General features: G+C 47.7%; 22 protein-coding genes and 1 pseudogene. 11 read left to right on the forward strand and 12 right to left on the reverse strand.

Annotated elements, in window-relative coordinates; genetic code table 11:
• Positions 1-24: 24 nt before the first annotated feature.
• The 4 genes from MKY22_RS08430 to MKY22_RS08445 all read right to left on the reverse strand — a co-directional run bounded on the left by MKY22_RS08430 (position 25) and on the right by MKY22_RS08445 (position 2003).
• Positions 25-462, reverse strand: a complete 438-nt coding sequence (locus MKY22_RS08430; RefSeq protein ID WP_035407860.1) for an Asp23/Gls24 family envelope stress response protein — start codon at positions 460-462, stop codon at positions 25-27.
• A gap of 42 nt (positions 463-504) precedes the next feature.
• Complete coding sequence (locus MKY22_RS08435) at positions 505-711, reverse strand: DUF2273 domain-containing protein (RefSeq protein ID WP_035407857.1); 207 nt, start codon at positions 709-711, stop codon at positions 505-507.
• Positions 712-726: 15 nt separating this feature from the next.
• Positions 727-1269 (reverse strand): alkaline shock response membrane anchor protein AmaP, encoded by a 543-nt coding sequence (amaP, locus tag MKY22_RS08440; protein ID WP_035407854.1) that lies wholly within the window; start codon positions 1267-1269, stop codon positions 727-729.
• A 284-nt stretch (positions 1270-1553) separates the two neighbouring features.
• Positions 1554-2003, reverse strand: coding sequence for a hypothetical protein (locus tag MKY22_RS08445; RefSeq protein WP_214729496.1), 450 nt, complete (start codon positions 2001-2003; stop codon positions 1554-1556).
• A gap of 166 nt (positions 2004-2169) precedes the next feature.
• Here MKY22_RS08445 and MKY22_RS08450 point away from each other — a divergent pair.
• Positions 2170-2663: pseudogene (locus MKY22_RS08450) on the forward strand (SDR family oxidoreductase); the annotation flags it as partial.
• A gap of 65 nt (positions 2664-2728) precedes the next feature.
• Here the strand turns inward: MKY22_RS08450 and MKY22_RS08455 are convergent.
• The 3 genes from MKY22_RS08455 to MKY22_RS08465 all read right to left on the reverse strand — a co-directional run bounded on the left by MKY22_RS08455 (position 2729) and on the right by MKY22_RS08465 (position 4949).
• Positions 2729-3697, reverse strand: coding sequence for an LLM class flavin-dependent oxidoreductase (locus MKY22_RS08455; protein WP_214729492.1), 969 nt, complete (start codon positions 3695-3697; stop codon positions 2729-2731).
• Between the two features lie 62 nt (positions 3698-3759).
• Complete coding sequence (locus tag MKY22_RS08460; protein WP_052019014.1) at positions 3760-4449, reverse strand: ABC transporter ATP-binding protein; 690 nt, start codon at positions 4447-4449, stop codon at positions 3760-3762.
• 107 nt (positions 4450-4556) lie between these two features.
• Positions 4557-4949: a hypothetical protein gene (locus MKY22_RS08465; RefSeq protein ID WP_214853936.1), complete on the reverse strand. Its 393-nt coding sequence runs from the start codon at positions 4947-4949 to the stop codon at positions 4557-4559.
• Positions 4950-5144: 195 nt separating this feature from the next.
• Between MKY22_RS08465 and MKY22_RS08470 the strand changes: the two genes are divergently transcribed.
• Together MKY22_RS08470 and MKY22_RS08475 are read left to right on the forward strand one after the other, a co-directional pair.
• Positions 5145-5663, forward strand: coding sequence for a DUF4256 domain-containing protein (locus tag MKY22_RS08470; protein ID WP_341088263.1), 519 nt, complete (start codon positions 5145-5147; stop codon positions 5661-5663).
• A gap of 125 nt (positions 5664-5788) precedes the next feature.
• Positions 5789-6670: a sensor domain-containing diguanylate cyclase gene (locus MKY22_RS08475; protein ID WP_341088266.1), complete on the forward strand. Its 882-nt coding sequence runs from the start codon at positions 5789-5791 to the stop codon at positions 6668-6670.
• Here MKY22_RS08475 and MKY22_RS08480 read toward each other — a convergent pair.
• Both MKY22_RS08480 and MKY22_RS08485 read right to left on the reverse strand, forming a co-directional pair.
• On the reverse strand, positions 6632-7321 hold the full coding sequence (locus MKY22_RS08480; RefSeq protein WP_214729482.1) for an alpha/beta fold hydrolase: 690 nt from the start codon (positions 7319-7321) through the stop codon (positions 6632-6634). The genes MKY22_RS08475 and MKY22_RS08480 overlap by 39 nt on opposite strands.
• Positions 7318-8163 (reverse strand): alpha/beta fold hydrolase, encoded by an 846-nt coding sequence (locus tag MKY22_RS08485; protein WP_341088268.1) that lies wholly within the window; start codon positions 8161-8163, stop codon positions 7318-7320. The genes MKY22_RS08480 and MKY22_RS08485 overlap by 4 nt, the downstream gene beginning before the upstream one ends.
• A gap of 179 nt (positions 8164-8342) precedes the next feature.
• On the opposite strand from MKY22_RS08485, the gene MKY22_RS08490 reads away from it, so the two are divergent.
• Positions 8343-8867: an HAD family hydrolase gene (locus MKY22_RS08490; RefSeq protein ID WP_341088270.1), complete on the forward strand. Its 525-nt coding sequence runs from the start codon at positions 8343-8345 to the stop codon at positions 8865-8867.
• On the forward strand, positions 8864-9247 hold the full coding sequence (locus MKY22_RS08495; RefSeq protein WP_214729477.1) for a GNAT family N-acetyltransferase: 384 nt from the start codon (positions 8864-8866) through the stop codon (positions 9245-9247). The genes MKY22_RS08490 and MKY22_RS08495 overlap by 4 nt, the downstream gene beginning before the upstream one ends.
• Here MKY22_RS08495 and MKY22_RS08500 read toward each other — a convergent pair.
• From MKY22_RS08500 to MKY22_RS08510, 3 genes are read right to left on the reverse strand one after another with little or no spacing between them, the layout of a single operon-like run.
• Positions 9239-9676, reverse strand: a complete 438-nt coding sequence (locus tag MKY22_RS08500) for a GNAT family N-acetyltransferase (RefSeq protein WP_341088272.1) — start codon at positions 9674-9676, stop codon at positions 9239-9241. The genes MKY22_RS08495 and MKY22_RS08500 overlap by 9 nt on opposite strands.
• Before the next feature lie 14 nt (positions 9677-9690).
• Positions 9691-10146: a hypothetical protein gene (locus MKY22_RS08505; RefSeq protein WP_341088275.1), complete on the reverse strand. Its 456-nt coding sequence runs from the start codon at positions 10144-10146 to the stop codon at positions 9691-9693.
• The gene (locus tag MKY22_RS08510) at positions 10143-10637 is read right to left on the reverse strand and encodes a sigma-70 family RNA polymerase sigma factor (protein ID WP_214729470.1); all 495 of its coding nucleotides are present in this window, start codon (positions 10635-10637) and stop codon (positions 10143-10145) included. Before MKY22_RS08510 ends, MKY22_RS08505 begins: the two co-directional genes overlap by 4 nt.
• Before the next feature lie 144 nt (positions 10638-10781).
• On the opposite strand from MKY22_RS08510, the gene MKY22_RS08515 reads away from it, so the two are divergent.
• The 6 genes from MKY22_RS08515 to MKY22_RS08540 all read left to right on the forward strand — a co-directional run bounded on the left by MKY22_RS08515 (position 10782) and on the right by MKY22_RS08540 (position 15170).
• A complete protein-coding gene (locus MKY22_RS08515) occupies positions 10782-11801 on the forward strand; it encodes a serine hydrolase domain-containing protein (protein WP_341088278.1) in 1020 nt (339 codons plus the stop codon).
• Positions 11798-12208: a group-specific protein gene (locus MKY22_RS08520; RefSeq protein ID WP_341088281.1), complete on the forward strand. Its 411-nt coding sequence runs from the start codon at positions 11798-11800 to the stop codon at positions 12206-12208. The genes MKY22_RS08515 and MKY22_RS08520 overlap by 4 nt, the downstream gene beginning before the upstream one ends.
• An 11-nt stretch (positions 12209-12219) precedes the next feature.
• Complete coding sequence (locus MKY22_RS08525) at positions 12220-12765, forward strand: AAA family ATPase (protein ID WP_341088283.1); 546 nt, start codon at positions 12220-12222, stop codon at positions 12763-12765.
• A gap of 99 nt (positions 12766-12864) precedes the next feature.
• Positions 12865-13671 (forward strand): phosphotransferase, encoded by an 807-nt coding sequence (locus MKY22_RS08530; RefSeq protein WP_341088285.1) that lies wholly within the window; start codon positions 12865-12867, stop codon positions 13669-13671.
• Between the two features lie 38 nt (positions 13672-13709).
• Complete coding sequence (locus tag MKY22_RS08535; RefSeq protein WP_341088287.1) at positions 13710-14141, forward strand: hypothetical protein; 432 nt, start codon at positions 13710-13712, stop codon at positions 14139-14141.
• 141 nt (positions 14142-14282) lie between these two features.
• Positions 14283-15170 carry a DUF2268 domain-containing protein gene (locus MKY22_RS08540; RefSeq protein ID WP_341088290.1) on the forward strand — a complete coding sequence of 296 codons (888 nt, stop codon included), beginning with the start codon at positions 14283-14285 and terminating at the stop codon, positions 15168-15170.
• Positions 15171-15172: the final 2 nt, after the last annotated feature.

Raw genomic sequence — 15172 nt, forward strand, 5'->3', positions numbered from 1 at the left:
AGTTTGTCGGGTCTTTCGACTTGCTTATTGCAGTTCGCGGCTTTTTTCTTCTTGTTCGTTGTTCGATTTATTTTTAGCTTCGAACTCGGCACGTGTCATGACGTCCTCGACATGCATATTGACTTCAACGACTTCAAGGCCTGTCATGTCACTGATTGATTTTTTGATTTTAGCGACTGTCTCTTGGAAAATTGACGGAATATTTTTGCCGTATTCGACGATGACTTTCAAATCGAGTGCAACTTGACGTTCTCCCACTTCGGCACCAATTCCTTTTGTGATGTCTTCCGTGCTCCGGAGACGATCCGTCAGTCCACTCATGAATCCACCACTCATTGACAAGATGCCTGTCACTTCGTTCGACGCGATCCCAGCAATTTTTTTGATGACTTGATCTTCGAATGTCAATTTATTCTCGCGTACCACTTCGTTTTCAGTTGTTGGGTTTACTTCGTTTGCCATTTGAAATCTCTCCTTTTAAATGTTTAGTAAGTTATATATGAATCAGTCCCGTTGAAAGAACTGAATCCACCCTTCAATGTCGAGTGCACCATCGCGCCATTTTCCAATTAAAAATCCAATTGCTGCGAAGGCAACGATAAGGATTGTCGGACCAAAGCCAATCGTCAGGAATAAGATGGCGAGGATTAGACCGGCAAGTCCCCCGATCAGTCGGAACCGATACGGATAGAGTGCTTCTCTTGTCTTCATGTTCCCTCTCCTCCTTTAGACGACACGTTCCGATGTTTTCGTTTTCGTGTCACTGATCGTGACTTTCGTACTCGTTACTGGCAACTCAAGTAAGGATTCGACAGCTTGTTTAGCTCGTTCTTGAATTTCCTTCGCAATCGTCGGTAACCCATCTTGTCCAAAGACCGAGCAGTCGACTTTTAAAGCGACCGTTTCTTTTTTCGAATGGATATCGGCATGGACACGCGGTGTCCGTACACCACCGATTCCACGAATCGACTCTAAAGCCGTCCGTTCGATCGTCTCCTTCGAAATCGTAATCGTTCCGTCACCCGTTTGAATCAACAGTCGTTGACCTTTCGAGCGGCTAAATAATCCTGTGAATAATAGAATGACGAATACGAATGCTAAAAATCCTCCAATGGATAGAACGGTATAGCTATACCATTGCTGATCCTGCCACTGCTCGATTAGCGAACTAAGCCGTGGAACATCATACACACCGAGCACAAGCAGCCCGACACTGATTAGTCCGAGTATGCCTATGATGACGAGTAAGAATCGATTGAACCCATTCATCTGCACCTCTCCTTTACGATTATTGACTTCTTTCACCCAGGTGATTCAACACATGAAATATTATGTGTATGGTGTGTTTATTCCCGTTCATTAGAACCCGAAACATTCAAATACACTTTCGTTCAAATGTTCATATATTCCGATTATTCAGACTAAATTAATCAAAACTAGTGCCTTATTTACTATATTTCACGCAAAAGACCTCTTTCCACTTAAAAAGAGGTCAGCATTCGAATCATTCACCATTAAACATATATCCTGTCAATATGTTTTTGTCCCGTTATTCACTTCACATCAATTGGAAAGGCAAAATCGCCATTACCTTCTTTCCAATCGGCTTTAATCTGATAGACATACTTTCCGGGAGTCGAAGGAACGGTAATCCGCTCAATCTTCTTATATGTTTTCATCTTTTTATGATCTTTGACCGACCATAAGACAATCGCGACGGACTTCGGAGCTGGTCCGTCTTCAAAACGAATCGTCAATCGATCTTCAGGATTTGCTCGCGTACTCGAATCACCTTTTACTAAATCGACGGCTTCGGCCTTTGCATCAGCTGTTTCCCCGCGAAACATGCCTGACCAACTATAGGTACCTCTATATACCTTTACTTCACGGTTTTCGATTGTCACGGTAGGTTCTGGTGGTTGATGTCGAAATGGATCACGTGAAAAAAACCATCCGACTGCAATCGCAATCACAATCAATCCAATAAATAAAAAACGTTTCATAGACAAACCTCCTATGGGCTAACCAAAAATTTTAAGACAATATAAAACACCTTCGGAGTGGTACACTTTTAAAAAGTACTAACATCGGAGGTATTTTTGCATGGGCAAAAACGTATATTCAAGTGAAGTGAAATGGGCAGTAGTAAAAGATAAGCTGAGTGGTAAGTTTGGTTCTGTTGATGCCATCGTCAACAACGCTGGATTAATGCCACTATCGCACCTCCATAAGAATCAGCAGGACGAATGGAACACGATGGTCGATGTCAACATTAAAGGCGTCCTCCATGGAATCGGAGCAGTCTGCCGTATATGCGCGAACAAAAAAGCGGACATGTCATCAACATCTCTTCTGTCGCCGGTCATGAAGTCATGCCGTCGAGCGCCGTCTACAGCGGTACGAAATTCGCGGTGCGCGCCATCACGGAAGGTCTTCGTAAGGAAGAATCGGTCGACAATCACATCCGTGCAACAATCATCTCACCGGGAGCGGTCGATACGGAATTGAAGGACCATATCTCGGATGAAGAGATCAAACAAGGAATTGGTGACTTGAAAGCCATTGATGCGAGCGCGATTGCGCGTGCTATCGCATATGCTGTCAACGAACCAGAAGATGTCGCGGTCAACGAAATCTTAATTCGTCCGACAGCGCAACGTTAATTGAATGTAGATGTGTAGACAGGACCCCTCATTAGCAAAACAGCTATTGAGGGGTCCTGTTCTGTTTAAAGAAGTCGCTCCGCGATGAGCTGGTACGACTGCAATCGCTTTTCTTGATCAAAGGCATTGTTGATGAGTAAAAACTGATCTGTTTGATAACGCGTTGCTAATGCTTCAAGCTCCTGCGCAACAATGTCCGGTGTACCGACAATCGCTCGCCGTCGATCTTTACGGATCCGTTCCGCTTGAACGTCATTCCAGATTTTTGCTTCAGTCGAGGCAAACGACGGAACGATTGAATTGCCGAGTCGAACGCCTTGAATCCAGGCATCTTGAGTTCGAGCGAGACGTTCTGCTTCTTCTTGCGTCGGGGCACAGATGACGAAAACGCAGACGATGACGTTCTTCCCGCCTGCCTCGCGATATGTCGAGAGCGTCTCTTCCCAACGATCCGGATTGATGAAGTGACCAAACACGAGACCACGATCTTGTTCGGCTGCAATCCGCGCGCTACGTGGCGACAGACCCAAGATCGAGATCGGCGACGGTTTCCGGTCACGTGGTGTCGTCTTGACGATCCGGTACGGGTGTCGATTCGATAGACTGTCTGTCAAGAATCCAGCCGTTTCCTGAACGAGTCGACTAAACTCAGCTGCCCGGTTTTCTTCTCCATCCGTCAAAGCAAGTCGTGTCCGTTCGCTCCCGCCCGGCGAATTACCGATCCCGAGTTCGATCCGCCCTGGATAAAAGGCATCGAGCGTCGCAAAGCTCTCGGCGACTTTCAGCGGATGATATTGCGGTAACAACACTCCACCTGAACCAAGTTTGATTTTTGAAGTCTGCGCACCCATTCGGGCAATGAACAACTCCGGTGATGCACTGAGCAAACCGTTCGTATTATGGTGTTCTGCGAACCAGTACCGTTCGTAACCGAGTCGCTCGGCTTCTAAGACGAGTCGTTCCGTCGCTTCCATCGTCGCTTCGACCGTATCATCCTCATGCAATGGTACTTGATCCAGTATTCCTAGTCGCATCACGCATTCCTCCTCTACTCTTTCAGTGTAAAGGGTGGAGGAACGGAGTTCAAAAACGAGGCTCAGACACGGACGAGACGATCTTCGATAATAACGCCGTCTCGCATCTCGATCGTTCGATTCGCTCGTTCCGCAAGTGCCGGGTCGTGGGTGACAAATAAGACGCCGCAGCCTTTCTCTTCGTTTAATGACCGTAAAAGATTGAAGATGATTTCTCCCGTATCCGTATCGAGGTTCCCTGTTGGCTCATCGGCAAGCAACCATTTCGGTTCATGAACGAGTGCTCGGGCAACGGCGACCCGTTGTTGTTGTCCACCGGAAAGTTGCGACGGCAAACTGCCTGCTTTATCGGCGAGACCGACTTGCGCGAGTAACTGCTCGGCGCGTTCTTTTTTATCATACGGTACTTTCCGACCGAACAGTGGCGCCATGACATTTTCAAGCGCCGTCAGCGTCGGAATCAAATGAAACTGCTGGAAGATGAAGCCGATGTTTTCGAAGCGAAAGTCGGATAATTCTTTACTGTTCAATTTGTTGATTGGTTTCCCGTCATAATGCAACTCCCCGCTCGTCGGTCGATCGAGCGTGCCGATTAGACTGAGTAACGTTGATTTTCCAGATCCCGAAGGTCCGATGATCGAAATGAAGTCGCCCGCCTCAAGTGTCACGTCGATGTCTTGTAACGCTTGTGTCTCGACACCGTCTCCTGAAAATGATTTTCCCATCTGTTTGCATTGAAATGTTCCTTCCATATGTACCCCTCCATTATTCTTGATAACGTACTATTCAAGAATAGATTGGTAATTCCTTCTAAATAAAAGGAAATAAAAAACAGTACTCTTATGGAACAAGAATACTGTCAGGAAACTCTCGGTTGAATAGAAACGAAATTTTTACGATAGACGATCTCATACGGTAAGACGAACAATATACATGCAAGAGTCGTGAACTGAATCATGCTTCCGATTGGTGGTAGTGGAGACAGCGATGCTTCATGCCACACTTCATATAGACCAATGAACAAAAACAGGACGACGCTACTCGTCGTCACGTAGATAAGCAGCCGAAGGGGCAATGGATAATGCCGGACGATCCATAACATCGGTAACCCAAAGATAAAATAGGATAACGTCATCGCAAACGTCCCGAACTGATAGACGATCTCAAAGTCAATCGTTGTCAGGAATGAATACGCCGTGAACGCTAAGAACGAAAGAATCGTCACAACAGCCGCATAACTGATCCAGCGCATACGGTTGGCTCCTCTCCTGAATGTTATTCCTGTACACGCGATCGTGACAGAAACCTAATATGTACAATTAGTGTAGGTAGTTCGATTTCATTTGTCAATTATCTTCAGATTGACTTATTCAGTCTATGTACGATTGCAATGAGAGCGAATTCATAGAATAATGAAAAAAGAGAATATGAAAGTGAGGTTTTATCGATGGATGAACAATTAACGGTGTTTCGTGATCGCTTTGAAGCTACACTTGATTACCACGATGGTCTTTCGTTTATGGAGGTCGAGTCACGCCTGACACCTTCAAAACGAGCAGCACTCGCTTGGATGGAACAAACAGGAGGAGAACCGAATATCGTAAACCTTGATGGACGATTCGTCATCATCGATACGGTCAAAGAGAGTCCAGCTGGTCGACGAAGCGTTTGTTTTGACGAAGTCGCTCGACTCGGTCGAAAGAAAAATGCGCCCGGAGCTAGCGTCGAGTCAATGATTGAAGCACTCGAACTCGACCTGTTGACACCAGAACAATATCAAAAACTTCAGACACAGTTTTCGTTTGACGAAAAGACCTCCAGTTGGCTCGCAACACCAGACGTGATTCGTCAAAAAGGTGGCGCTTTGTTTGGAGATCGTCGTTATGAGACGACATTCATCTATCACAACGGAGTGGACTCCTATTATGCGAGCCGCGGATTTCGTGTTTTACTTGAATTGGAATAAGCCAAAAAACCGATTCGTAGTCCAAACGAAGCGGTTTTTTTACAATAATAGGGAATAATACCCAATCGTGATATGATGGACATTGAGTACAGGAGGTGGACGTCATATTTGTATTGGGATTGATTATGGGTAGTCTTTTAATGTTGCTCAGTTTCCGGTTATTCCACCAGCAACAACCGGATACAATTGCGTTATGTAAAGATATCTTCTATGTGTTTGAAGTCCATCCGGAATATCGATTCCGATATATCAGTCCGTCCCTCGATGACCATATCGGCAAGGGAGTGGCAACAGCCAGCTATATGGATCCGGATCAGTGTTTTGCAAGGATTCATCCGGAAGACATCGAAGTCTTGATGTCGAAGATTTCGGGCGACTGTGACTACGATCAACCGTTCCGGCAACGCTGGCGGACAAATGACGGGACGTACGTCTGGTTCGAAGAATATGCGACACCAATTTGCGAAAACGGACAGATTGTTGCCATCCAAGGGGTGATCCGTAACATTGTTGACGAGCAGTTGAAATCACAACAGGCACTGCTCGATCAATACCGTATCGATGCCTTGACACGGCTTGGGAATCGCCATGCCTTCAACGAGGCTGTCCGCGATCTCGATCAAGAGAAGATGACGTATGGATTGATTCTGCTTGACTTGAATGAACTAAAGGAGCTTAACGACCGATTCGGTCACGCGGTCGGTGACGCCTTGCTTGAACAAACAGGACTTTGCATCCGCCGCTTAACAGATCATGGTTACCGGATCGGTGGTGATGAATTCGTCTTGATCGACGATAGTCCGTCGATTGACACGTTTGAGGCATTCGTCGAACACGTCCGCTCGACGTTCGCGACGCACGAGATTGGACTCGCGATCGGTGCCATTCATTCGACAACAGGACGCCGGATCGACGACGTCCTGCATGAGGCAGATGCACGGATGTATCAAGAAAAGATGAATGATCGCTTAAGTCGTCAGCATGGATTGATGCGCTTGAAGCAATAAGGCGTTGAAGCGTTCTGGTTGATCGAGATTCGCCGTATGCCCCGCTCCCTCGACTGGTAAGACGATGATGTTCGGCACATGTTCCGCAACGAACGCGGTTGCGTCGACTTCGTATGTTTCATTCGTTCCATTTAGGATGATGACCGGCAAGGTGATCGACTGCAGCATCGTTTCCGTCAGTGCCGGGAAACGGAACGTCATCAAATCGAGAACTGCCCGCGCCGTCGTTTTCCAGGCAGGACCATGCAACTGCTCGAATTGGTCGGCAATCTCCGGTGCCTGCTGTTCGAGGTTAAGGAAAAACTCCCGTTGTTCGCGCATCAGCGGTTCCATCGCTTTAGGAATGAATGGTGAAAAACCCGTGATACATACACCTTCGAGTTCGTCCGGTGGGTCGAGCGCCAGTTGCATCGCAAGCGTCGCGCCGAGCGACAACCCGAGAATCCATCCTGGACCTTCCTGTGCCATCCGTTCGCGGATGGCACGTGTTGCTTGTGATAAGTAATCGTCCGTTGCCGGCTCCGTCGTCATTCCGTGACCAGGCAGATCAATCGGAATGAACGTAAAATCATCCGCTAAAGCGGATAGTTGTGGCGCGAAGTGTGTCGCTGCCGTCCCCATTAAACCATGTAGTACATACATACGTGTCATACGGTAAACTCCTTAAATTGATGTAGTGTCAAAATCGCGCTTGCGACGACGTCCGGACGATCGCGATGCATCTGGTGTGATGTACCCGGAACGAACGTCACGTTCGCCTGATAGGATAGATTCGCCTGTCGCCGTATTAATTCCTGCCATTTAATTTCCATTCGTTCGAGTTCATCTTCCGGAAAACCGGCTGCTATCATCGTCTGGATTGAGTTCGTTTTATCCCGACCGAGAACGGTCATCGGGAACCCAAGGTCACGCATGAGTGGCTGAAGCGCCTTCGCATCACTCTTCCACTTTGAAATGATCGCATGCATCGCCCGGTAATACGCCGGGTTCCAATCCGTACGGTCATCCCCGTCCGGGAAATGGTCACGTAAATCAGTTGCTTTTGATAGTTCCGCGAACCGGTCGATCCAGACCGCGTCATCCCCTTCTCGGTCGAGCGTCGGTGTATCGAGCTGATCGAGTTCTGCTAAGTCAACGGACGTCGCCTCGACAAGGACGAGACCGGCGACACGTTTCGGATAATGTAAAGCGAAAGCTTGTGCGACGAGACCGCCGTAGGAATGTCCGACGAGTGTGACCGGAGTCGTGATATTCGTCGCGTTAAGAAACTGATTGATTTGCCGTAAGATGCCGGTCGTCCCGTCGATGTAATCGTCCGACCATTCGTGTGGATGAAAGCTGACGACGCGGTAGTCCGGTGTCAGTTTCGTCAGAATGTCCGCCCAGTCCTGATACGTCCCACCGAGCGAGGGTAACACTAACAACGGTCGACCTGTCGAACCGTCGTCATAATACGTCACTTGTTTTCCCTGATGTTGCATAATTCGTTCCATTATAATCACTCCTTTATACTTTGAAAGATGGTGTTTACCTTGATTCGTGCTTTATTGTTTGATTTAGACGAGACGTTACATGACCGTCCGGTTCTCTTCCCTATTTCCTTCGGGATCAGCATCAACGTTTTCGTGAAGTTGCGCATGTTCCGATCGACGACTACATCACGACGTTCTTATTGCTTGATCAAGAAGGACGCGTCTGGAAGGACATCGTCTATACGGAAATGATTCGTCGCTTCGAATTGTCGCTTTCTGTTGAAGTACTGCTACACGACTACGTGACGCGTTATCCAATCTTCGCACGGAGCTTTCCGGGGGTCGACACCTTTTTTGCGCAATTACCGCCTGAGCTACCCATCGGCTTACTATCGAACGGTCGGACGACGTTCCAACGTGCCGTCTGTGACGCAATCGGACTGTCTCCCTCCTTTACGCAGATCGGGATCTCGGAACAAGAAGGCGTCCGTAAACCGGATCCGGCATTTTTCCTTCGCTTAACGGACCGTTTAGGTGTTCGCCCGGACGACGTCCTTTATGTTGGCGACAATTACGACCACGACATCTTACCGGCACGCGCCCTCGGCATGCAGGCGATTTGGAAGCGCACAGGCGATGTTCCATTGACTGACACGCAATTTTCGGACTGGTGCCAGTTACCTGCCCCACTCCAAGACCTGATACGAAAGGAGAACCAGCCATGACGGAACAGATTCGCCGTTTCCAACCTGACGATTTTGAGCAGATTCATCGATTGAACGCATTAGAAGGATGGCAGGATCTCGTCGCTGATCAAAAGCGGACCCGCAACGCGTGGATGAATGCAAATGCCGCTTTCGTCCTTGAGTCTGACGGAGAAATCCTTGCCTATGTCCGCGCTTTAACGGACGGTTCAGTGACGACGTTCGTCTGTGAGCTCCTCGTCAGCCGAAACGCACGCAAGCGTGGGTACGGACAACAGTTACTCGATCACTTGCAACTTACCTATCCGACGCGGATTGATCTCCTGGCAACTCGTCAATCTGCTTCCTTTTATGAACAACAAGGATTTCGTGCTTTCCATGGTTTCCGTAAATCACGATGAAGCGAGTGATTTCGAATAACTTGTGCTCGTCACGCTGTAGCCCATCGCTTGATAAAAGTGATGGGCTGCTTCGCGTTCTGGTCGATTACCACTGTTCAGTAAAACGGTAGTTGCTCCTCTTTCGTGTGTCCAGTCTTCCGCTGCTCGGATCAAGCGGTGACCGATTCCCCGCCGACGATGTTTCGCGTTGACGATGAACGCGACGATTCGGACATAGGTCGTATCATGCTCGAACGCTTGCGCCTGAAATAGACCGACGCAGCCGAGAAGCATATCGTCGTCTTCTAGCACAAGCAATTCATAATCCGGATGACGAGTGATCCGCGAAAATCGTTCGCGTAAGACGTCCTCGCTTGTCGGATAACCAAGGTGCGTCATCAATCCGACCAATTGCGGTAGATCGTCTTCTATCCAAGACCGGATGGTCATATTTCTCTCCCCCCTTATCGTGTGGGCGACAGAATCATCACCCGTTTTCGACCCTCTTCCTCACCGACGACCAGTACGTGCTCAGATACCGGATCGTCCTTGATTTGATAGACGGTAAACGCATCAAGGTTCGACGCAAAATCAGATGTGTCCTGTTCCAGTTGCGTATCGGTCAAGACATCATCCGTGACGCCGAGTCGCTTCCCTTTCAGCTGTTGCCAGTCTGTATCCGTAATTTTTTTGGCTACCGTGTATAACTGTTCATCATAATACATGCCGACGACCATCGATTGCGACGATTGCTCGGGAACGGTCTCATGCAAGGAACTAAAGCCGATGATCGTCAGACCGGCAGCGAGACAAGCAGCTTGTAACGAGCGCCGGCGCCGTTTCGCTTTGCGGATACCTTGGATTGTCCGTTGCCTGACAGATGACGGTACGTCGATCAAGATTTTTGGCTCGTGATTCATAGACTCATCCCCTTCTGTCGTCGTACTTTCTCGAGTGCGCGGTACAACGTGCTTTTGATCGTACTCAGTGGCACATTGAAGGTTTGCGCAATCTCTTGCAATGACAAATCTTCTTCATACCGGAAGTAGACGATTGATCGCTCGGTCGGCTCGAGGACATCCAGTAAATCGTCCAAGTACAAGCGATCGACGAGACGCTCTTCAAACGACGTCGTTTGACTGGGTTCGATCGCGAGCGGCTGAAACGACGCTCGCTGTTGCTGGAAAGCGCAATTCATCGTGATGCGCGTCAACCACGTCTTAAAATACGAAGCATCCCGTAAACTCTTTCGCCCACGCCATGCCCGGTACGCGACCTCTTGGACGTTCTCAAGCGCTGCCACCTCCTCTTTCAGATAAATGAAGGAAATACGGTACACATAGTCTTCTTCTGCGAATAAAGCTGCTTCAAAAGCAGCGTCGGATAATGCTGCACCTGACTTTCGAAACACATCGGCATCCTCCTTTTTTACAATCATTCCCCTATTAGATACGCGACACGTTTAAAAAGTTTCATTTTTTTCAAATTTTTCTTATAATTCCCTTTTCTTGCATGAATGAATTCGATAGGATGGGAAGCAGAGAGGGTGATGAACGTGTACAAGAAACTCATTGCTTTACCGGAGCTTACGCACCTCGAAGGGGCGGTCTCCATCCACCAGCAAGGTGAACAAATCTTTAGCCATGCTAACGGATTCGCACATCGGGGCTACCGCGCATCGAATACAGAAACGACACGATTCGGAATTGCTTCTGGTGCGAAACTTTTCACGGCGGTCGCCATTTTACGGTTAGTCGAGGCAGGAAAGGTAGCACTCGACGAACACGTCGCGCCGATTCTACCGGACATAGGAATCGATCTAGACGGCGTGACCGTACATCATCTGTTAACCCATACGTCAGGCATCGGTGATTATTTTGACGAAGCGACGATGACCGATTTCGAGGAGGTTTTTCAAGATTTCCCGATGTACCGTTTGCGTCGTCCCATCGATTTTTTAACGTTGTTTCAGGACCAAAAAAGACTGTTCACTGCGGGCGAACGTTTTCATTACAACAATGCGGGATACATCCTGCTCGGCCTCGTGATCGAACAATTGACGAAACAACCCTTCTCGGATTACGTGACGAACGAATTATTCGCTCGCGCGCAAATGACACAGTCTGGTTACTTCCGACTCGACTCGCTACCGGCAGATACAGCCACCGGCCATATCGAGAATGAAGACGGTATGTGGCGAACGAATCACTATGCGTTACCGATCATTGGCGGACCAGATGGCGGCGCCTTCCTCACAGCATCAGACATGGAACGTTTCTGGCGAAGTCTTCTGACGCATCAATTGCTGTCCGAATCGATGACCACGCAACTGTTTCATCCCTACGTTAAAGTCAACGATGTTGCGTCTTATGGTTACGGCGTCTGGCTGAAACGACTCGATGCCATGCATGAGAAGTGGCACATCATGGGTTACGACCCGGGTGTCAGCTTTCATTCCGCCTATTATCCACAATCGGAAACGATCGTCACCGTCTTATCGAATACGTCTGACGGAGCCTACGCGCTCGTTCAGGCCATCGAACAACTTTTACTTGAGAAAGGAATCCATACATGAACCTTTATATCGCTTCTCGCTTTGATCACACGTTGACCGTCCGCTGGCTCCGCGATGAACTCCGCTTGCGTGGACACGATGTAACATACGACTGGACGATGAACAATCGGGCAGAGGATCCTGAAGCATTACGAAAGATTGGTCTTGCTGAATTCGAAGCCGTGCAACAAGCGGACGCCTTCGTGCTCGTGTTACCGGCAGGAAAAAGTAGTCACGTCGAACTCGGGATTGCGCTCGCGACGAATCGTCCGATTTACTTATGCATGCCGGATGCGACCTACTTCACCGGACCATTGGCCAGTACGTTTTATCATATCGGACGGACGACCTCTTGCTTCGGAACGAAAGAAGATTGGCTCACGCAGATTCTCGCCGATCGCTTACCGGAAGAACAACTGACGTCATGAGGACCGTCCTGTTGACGATTGGACCGACCCATGCCGGGAAAACGACGTTCGCCCGACAGCTTGCTCAACGTCTACCAGCAAGCCTTGTCATCGATCAAGATCTTCAAGCACGTTTTTTGCTCGAACATTATCCAGACCTTGTTCCAACAGAAGGACCAAATCAGATCAAACATGACTTGACGGGATGGTTGATCGAACAGGCAATCACGTCCTCCGTCGAGGCAATCATCTTATGTAATGCCAACACCTCGCGGATTGGTCGGAAACAATTATTAGATCCATTCTCCCGTTCGACGTTCCGCTCGATCCTCGTCTGGTTCGATTTACCCGAAGCCATCCTTTCAAACCGACTGACTCACTCCAAACGCGATGGACGAGAAATTCGTGGCGACTCGTCGTACTACGATATCTATCAGCGGCAACGAATCGAGCCGCCAGTTTCCGGTGAAGCGGACCAAATCGTTCGTCTTCGTTCGACGGAAGACGTTGACACACTCCTCGACCATGTCACGAATCCGTCGCTTGATGCTCTCTTCGATGCGGTATCGACTGATTGAAGAACATGACAATCGCACGTAAAGCACCCGCTTCTTCATCAACGCATGCAAAAAGACTAGCCGATATGTAACCGATTACAAAAGAAAGAAGGAACACTCATGTCTGAAGAACAACGATTGACCGGCGGAAATGTCTCCGCTGTCTATCAAAAAGGTGAGCATGTCTATCGCTCACAAAAAGAGAACAGCAACAACGTCCAACGGTTATTGCGCCACTTAGAAGCGAAACGCCTATCCGGTGTTCCCCGTTTCATCGGTATCGACGAACAAAATCGAGAGATCCTGACCTTTCTCCCTGGCGAAACGGCCGATTATCCCCTAAAAGCATACATGTGGCATGATGACGTATTGGACGATGTCGCACGTCTGATGCGCCAGTATCATGACGCGACAGTCGACTTCTACGTCTCGCCGGACTGGGCACCGTTGCTCAATACCCCGACTCCATACGAAGTCATCTGTCACAACGATTTTGCCGTCTACAATACGATTTTTCAGGATCAAAAACTGAGTGGCGTGATTGACTTTGACCTCGCGGCACCCGGTCCACGTGCTTGGGATATCGTCTACACGCTCTATACGTTCGTTCCGCTTAGCAGCAGACGACAAGCACCTGACGGATCCGTTCTTGCTTATTCACCGGACCAAGATGACACACGTTTCGCCAAGCGAGTGAGTCGGTTCCTTGATGCGTATGGCTATGAAGGACCGCGTTCCGAACTGCTATCCATGTTATTGTTGCGCATCGAAGCCCTCTATCTATTAATTGATCAAAGAGCTGCGGAAGGTGATGCTGCCTTCATCAAGATGAAAGAAGAAGGTCACGACACACATTACCGCGCGGAATACCGTTTCATCGCGGAACATGGGGAGAAGTGGTTCATCGATAAATCTTCGATAAAATAATGTTCGACGACATCGATCATCACAAAGGAGTGATTTTTTTGAAGATAATTGATCTCGATTTTTTACTAACGACTGAAGAATATGATCTCGAACTAGATACGATGTCGTTAAAGGCGAACGACCATTACGCGATTGATTTCTATTTTTATGGCGCTGACGAAACATTCAAGCTTTTGATTGACGATCCTTCGCGCGATTACTTTTTGATGCGTTTCGAAAAGTACGCCGTTTTCCTAGGTACGTTGCAAGAGCATGGCATCATCGACGACAGCCTCCGAAATCCGTACCCGGTCGTGAAGTCAAAAGAATCGATCTTGGGAGAGTTCGCTGCGAAGTATATGAAAACGAAGGAAATTTATACGGAACGGGGAGACTTGCACTTATTCGCTATCAGGACACATGAACAGGATTTTTACATTTTATCCTACAGTGATCCAATCATCATTGATCATATGGCGAAAGAGGATTAATTGAACAGCAGTTGTTACATCATAAAAAAGGAGGATGAACGTATCTTGAAAAAATCATTGATATTACTTTTAACTGCTCCCCTTCTGTTTTTGTCTGCTTGTACAGAGGAGCAAAAGACAACACAGCCTCCTATTAAAATGATGTCAAAGAGTACAAAAGTACAATCCGAATCTGTAAAAATCGATGCCGAAAGTAAATTGAACATTGTTTTTCTTTATGAACCATACAAACAATATCTACAATCGTCCTTAAAAAACAAAGATCCTGAAGAAGATAAAAAGAATTATGCCAAATATGTCTTAAGCTATATCGACAAAATCGGGGAAAAGGAGCAGTTCGCGACAGCCGACTTGAAAGGTTTCCCGATGTTGCAATCAACCGTGTACGAACAAGAGCTACTCGACAAAATCGAGAACTTGATGAAACAACAAGATGACATTACAAAAATCATTAAAAAAAATTACATCGCTTCTCATAAGATCCTTCCCAAAAAGAAAAGTACCATTATCGTCGCTCCGGTTAATCCTGAATCCTCTTTCGATCTTCAGTCGATGAAAGGTGTTACAGGAGCAGCCTATAAAGATGCATTCATTCTCTACCTGGATACAAACTACGATCAAGACATCCTGGCATATTCGACGGCACACGAATACCATCACTTAGTCCTCAAGGATACACCTGATTTTAGTTTAAGTACGACTCTTAATTCCGTCATCGTCGAAGGAAAGGCAGATGCCTTTGCCGACCGAATCGTCAAAGGCGTCTCCCCTCCATGGAATGTCGAAATGGATGAAGCAACGAAGAAACATGTCGTACATCTGGTCAACAGCTATGAAGTATCACAACTCGACTTCGTCGTAGGTAACGAACAAAAAGAGATTCCTCGTTGGAGTAACTACATATTGGGGCGTGATATCCTCAATCACTATTTTGAATCGCATCCAGATCAGTCCATTGCTGACTGGACCTATACGGATCAAGCAGATATCTTAAAAGGATACACGTATCAAAAGATTCTTGAACAATGAGG

It is taken from the genome of Exiguobacterium sp. FSL W8-0210 (genome assembly GCF_038006045.1).
Classification (GTDB): Bacteria; Bacillota; Bacilli; order Exiguobacteriales; family Exiguobacteriaceae; genus Exiguobacterium_A.

What these genes read in the sequence shown, in the direction of transcription:
- MKY22_RS08505 (WP_341088275.1), bottom strand. Translation starts at nt 10,146, where the DNA reads ATGAATCACGAGCCAAAAATCTTGATCGACGTACCGTCATCTGTCAGG.
- MKY22_RS08445 (WP_214729496.1), bottom strand. Translation starts at nt 2,003, where the DNA reads ATGAAACGTTTTTTATTTATTGGATTGATTGTGATTGCGATTGCAGTC.
- MKY22_RS08430 (WP_035407860.1), bottom strand. Translation starts at nt 462, where the DNA reads ATGGCAAACGAAGTAAACCCAACAACTGAAAACGAAGTGGTACGCGAG.
- MKY22_RS08540 (WP_341088290.1), top strand. Translation starts at nt 14,283, where the DNA reads ATGTCAAAGAGTACAAAAGTACAATCCGAATCTGTAAAAATCGATGCC.
- MKY22_RS08495 (WP_214729477.1), top strand. Translation starts at nt 8,864, where the DNA reads ATGACGGAACAGATTCGCCGTTTCCAACCTGACGATTTTGAGCAGATT.
- MKY22_RS08480 (WP_214729482.1), bottom strand. Translation starts at nt 7,321, where the DNA reads ATGACACGTATGTATGTACTACATGGTTTAATGGGGACGGCAGCGACA.
- MKY22_RS08465 (WP_214853936.1), bottom strand. Translation starts at nt 4,949, where the DNA reads ATGCGCTGGATCAGTTATGCGGCTGTTGTGACGATTCTTTCGTTCTTA.
- MKY22_RS08475 (WP_341088266.1), top strand. Translation starts at nt 5,789, where the DNA reads ATGGGTAGTCTTTTAATGTTGCTCAGTTTCCGGTTATTCCACCAGCAA.
- MKY22_RS08530 (WP_341088285.1), top strand. Translation starts at nt 12,865, where the DNA reads ATGTCTGAAGAACAACGATTGACCGGCGGAAATGTCTCCGCTGTCTAT.
- MKY22_RS08520 (WP_341088281.1), top strand. Translation starts at nt 11,798, where the DNA reads ATGAACCTTTATATCGCTTCTCGCTTTGATCACACGTTGACCGTCCGC.
- amaP (WP_035407854.1), bottom strand. Translation starts at nt 1,269, where the DNA reads ATGAATGGGTTCAATCGATTCTTACTCGTCATCATAGGCATACTCGGA.
- MKY22_RS08435 (WP_035407857.1), bottom strand. Translation starts at nt 711, where the DNA reads ATGAAGACAAGAGAAGCACTCTATCCGTATCGGTTCCGACTGATCGGG.
- MKY22_RS08500 (WP_341088272.1), bottom strand. Translation starts at nt 9,676, where the DNA reads ATGACCATCCGGTCTTGGATAGAAGACGATCTACCGCAATTGGTCGGA.
- MKY22_RS08485 (WP_341088268.1), bottom strand. Translation starts at nt 8,163, where the DNA reads ATGGAACGAATTATGCAACATCAGGGAAAACAAGTGACGTATTATGAC.
- MKY22_RS08455 (WP_214729492.1), bottom strand. Translation starts at nt 3,697, where the DNA reads ATGCGACTAGGAATACTGGATCAAGTACCATTGCATGAGGATGATACG.
- MKY22_RS08460 (WP_052019014.1), bottom strand. Translation starts at nt 4,449, where the DNA reads ATGGAAGGAACATTTCAATGCAAACAGATGGGAAAATCATTTTCAGGA.
- MKY22_RS08470 (WP_341088263.1), top strand. Translation starts at nt 5,145, where the DNA reads ATGGATGAACAATTAACGGTGTTTCGTGATCGCTTTGAAGCTACACTT.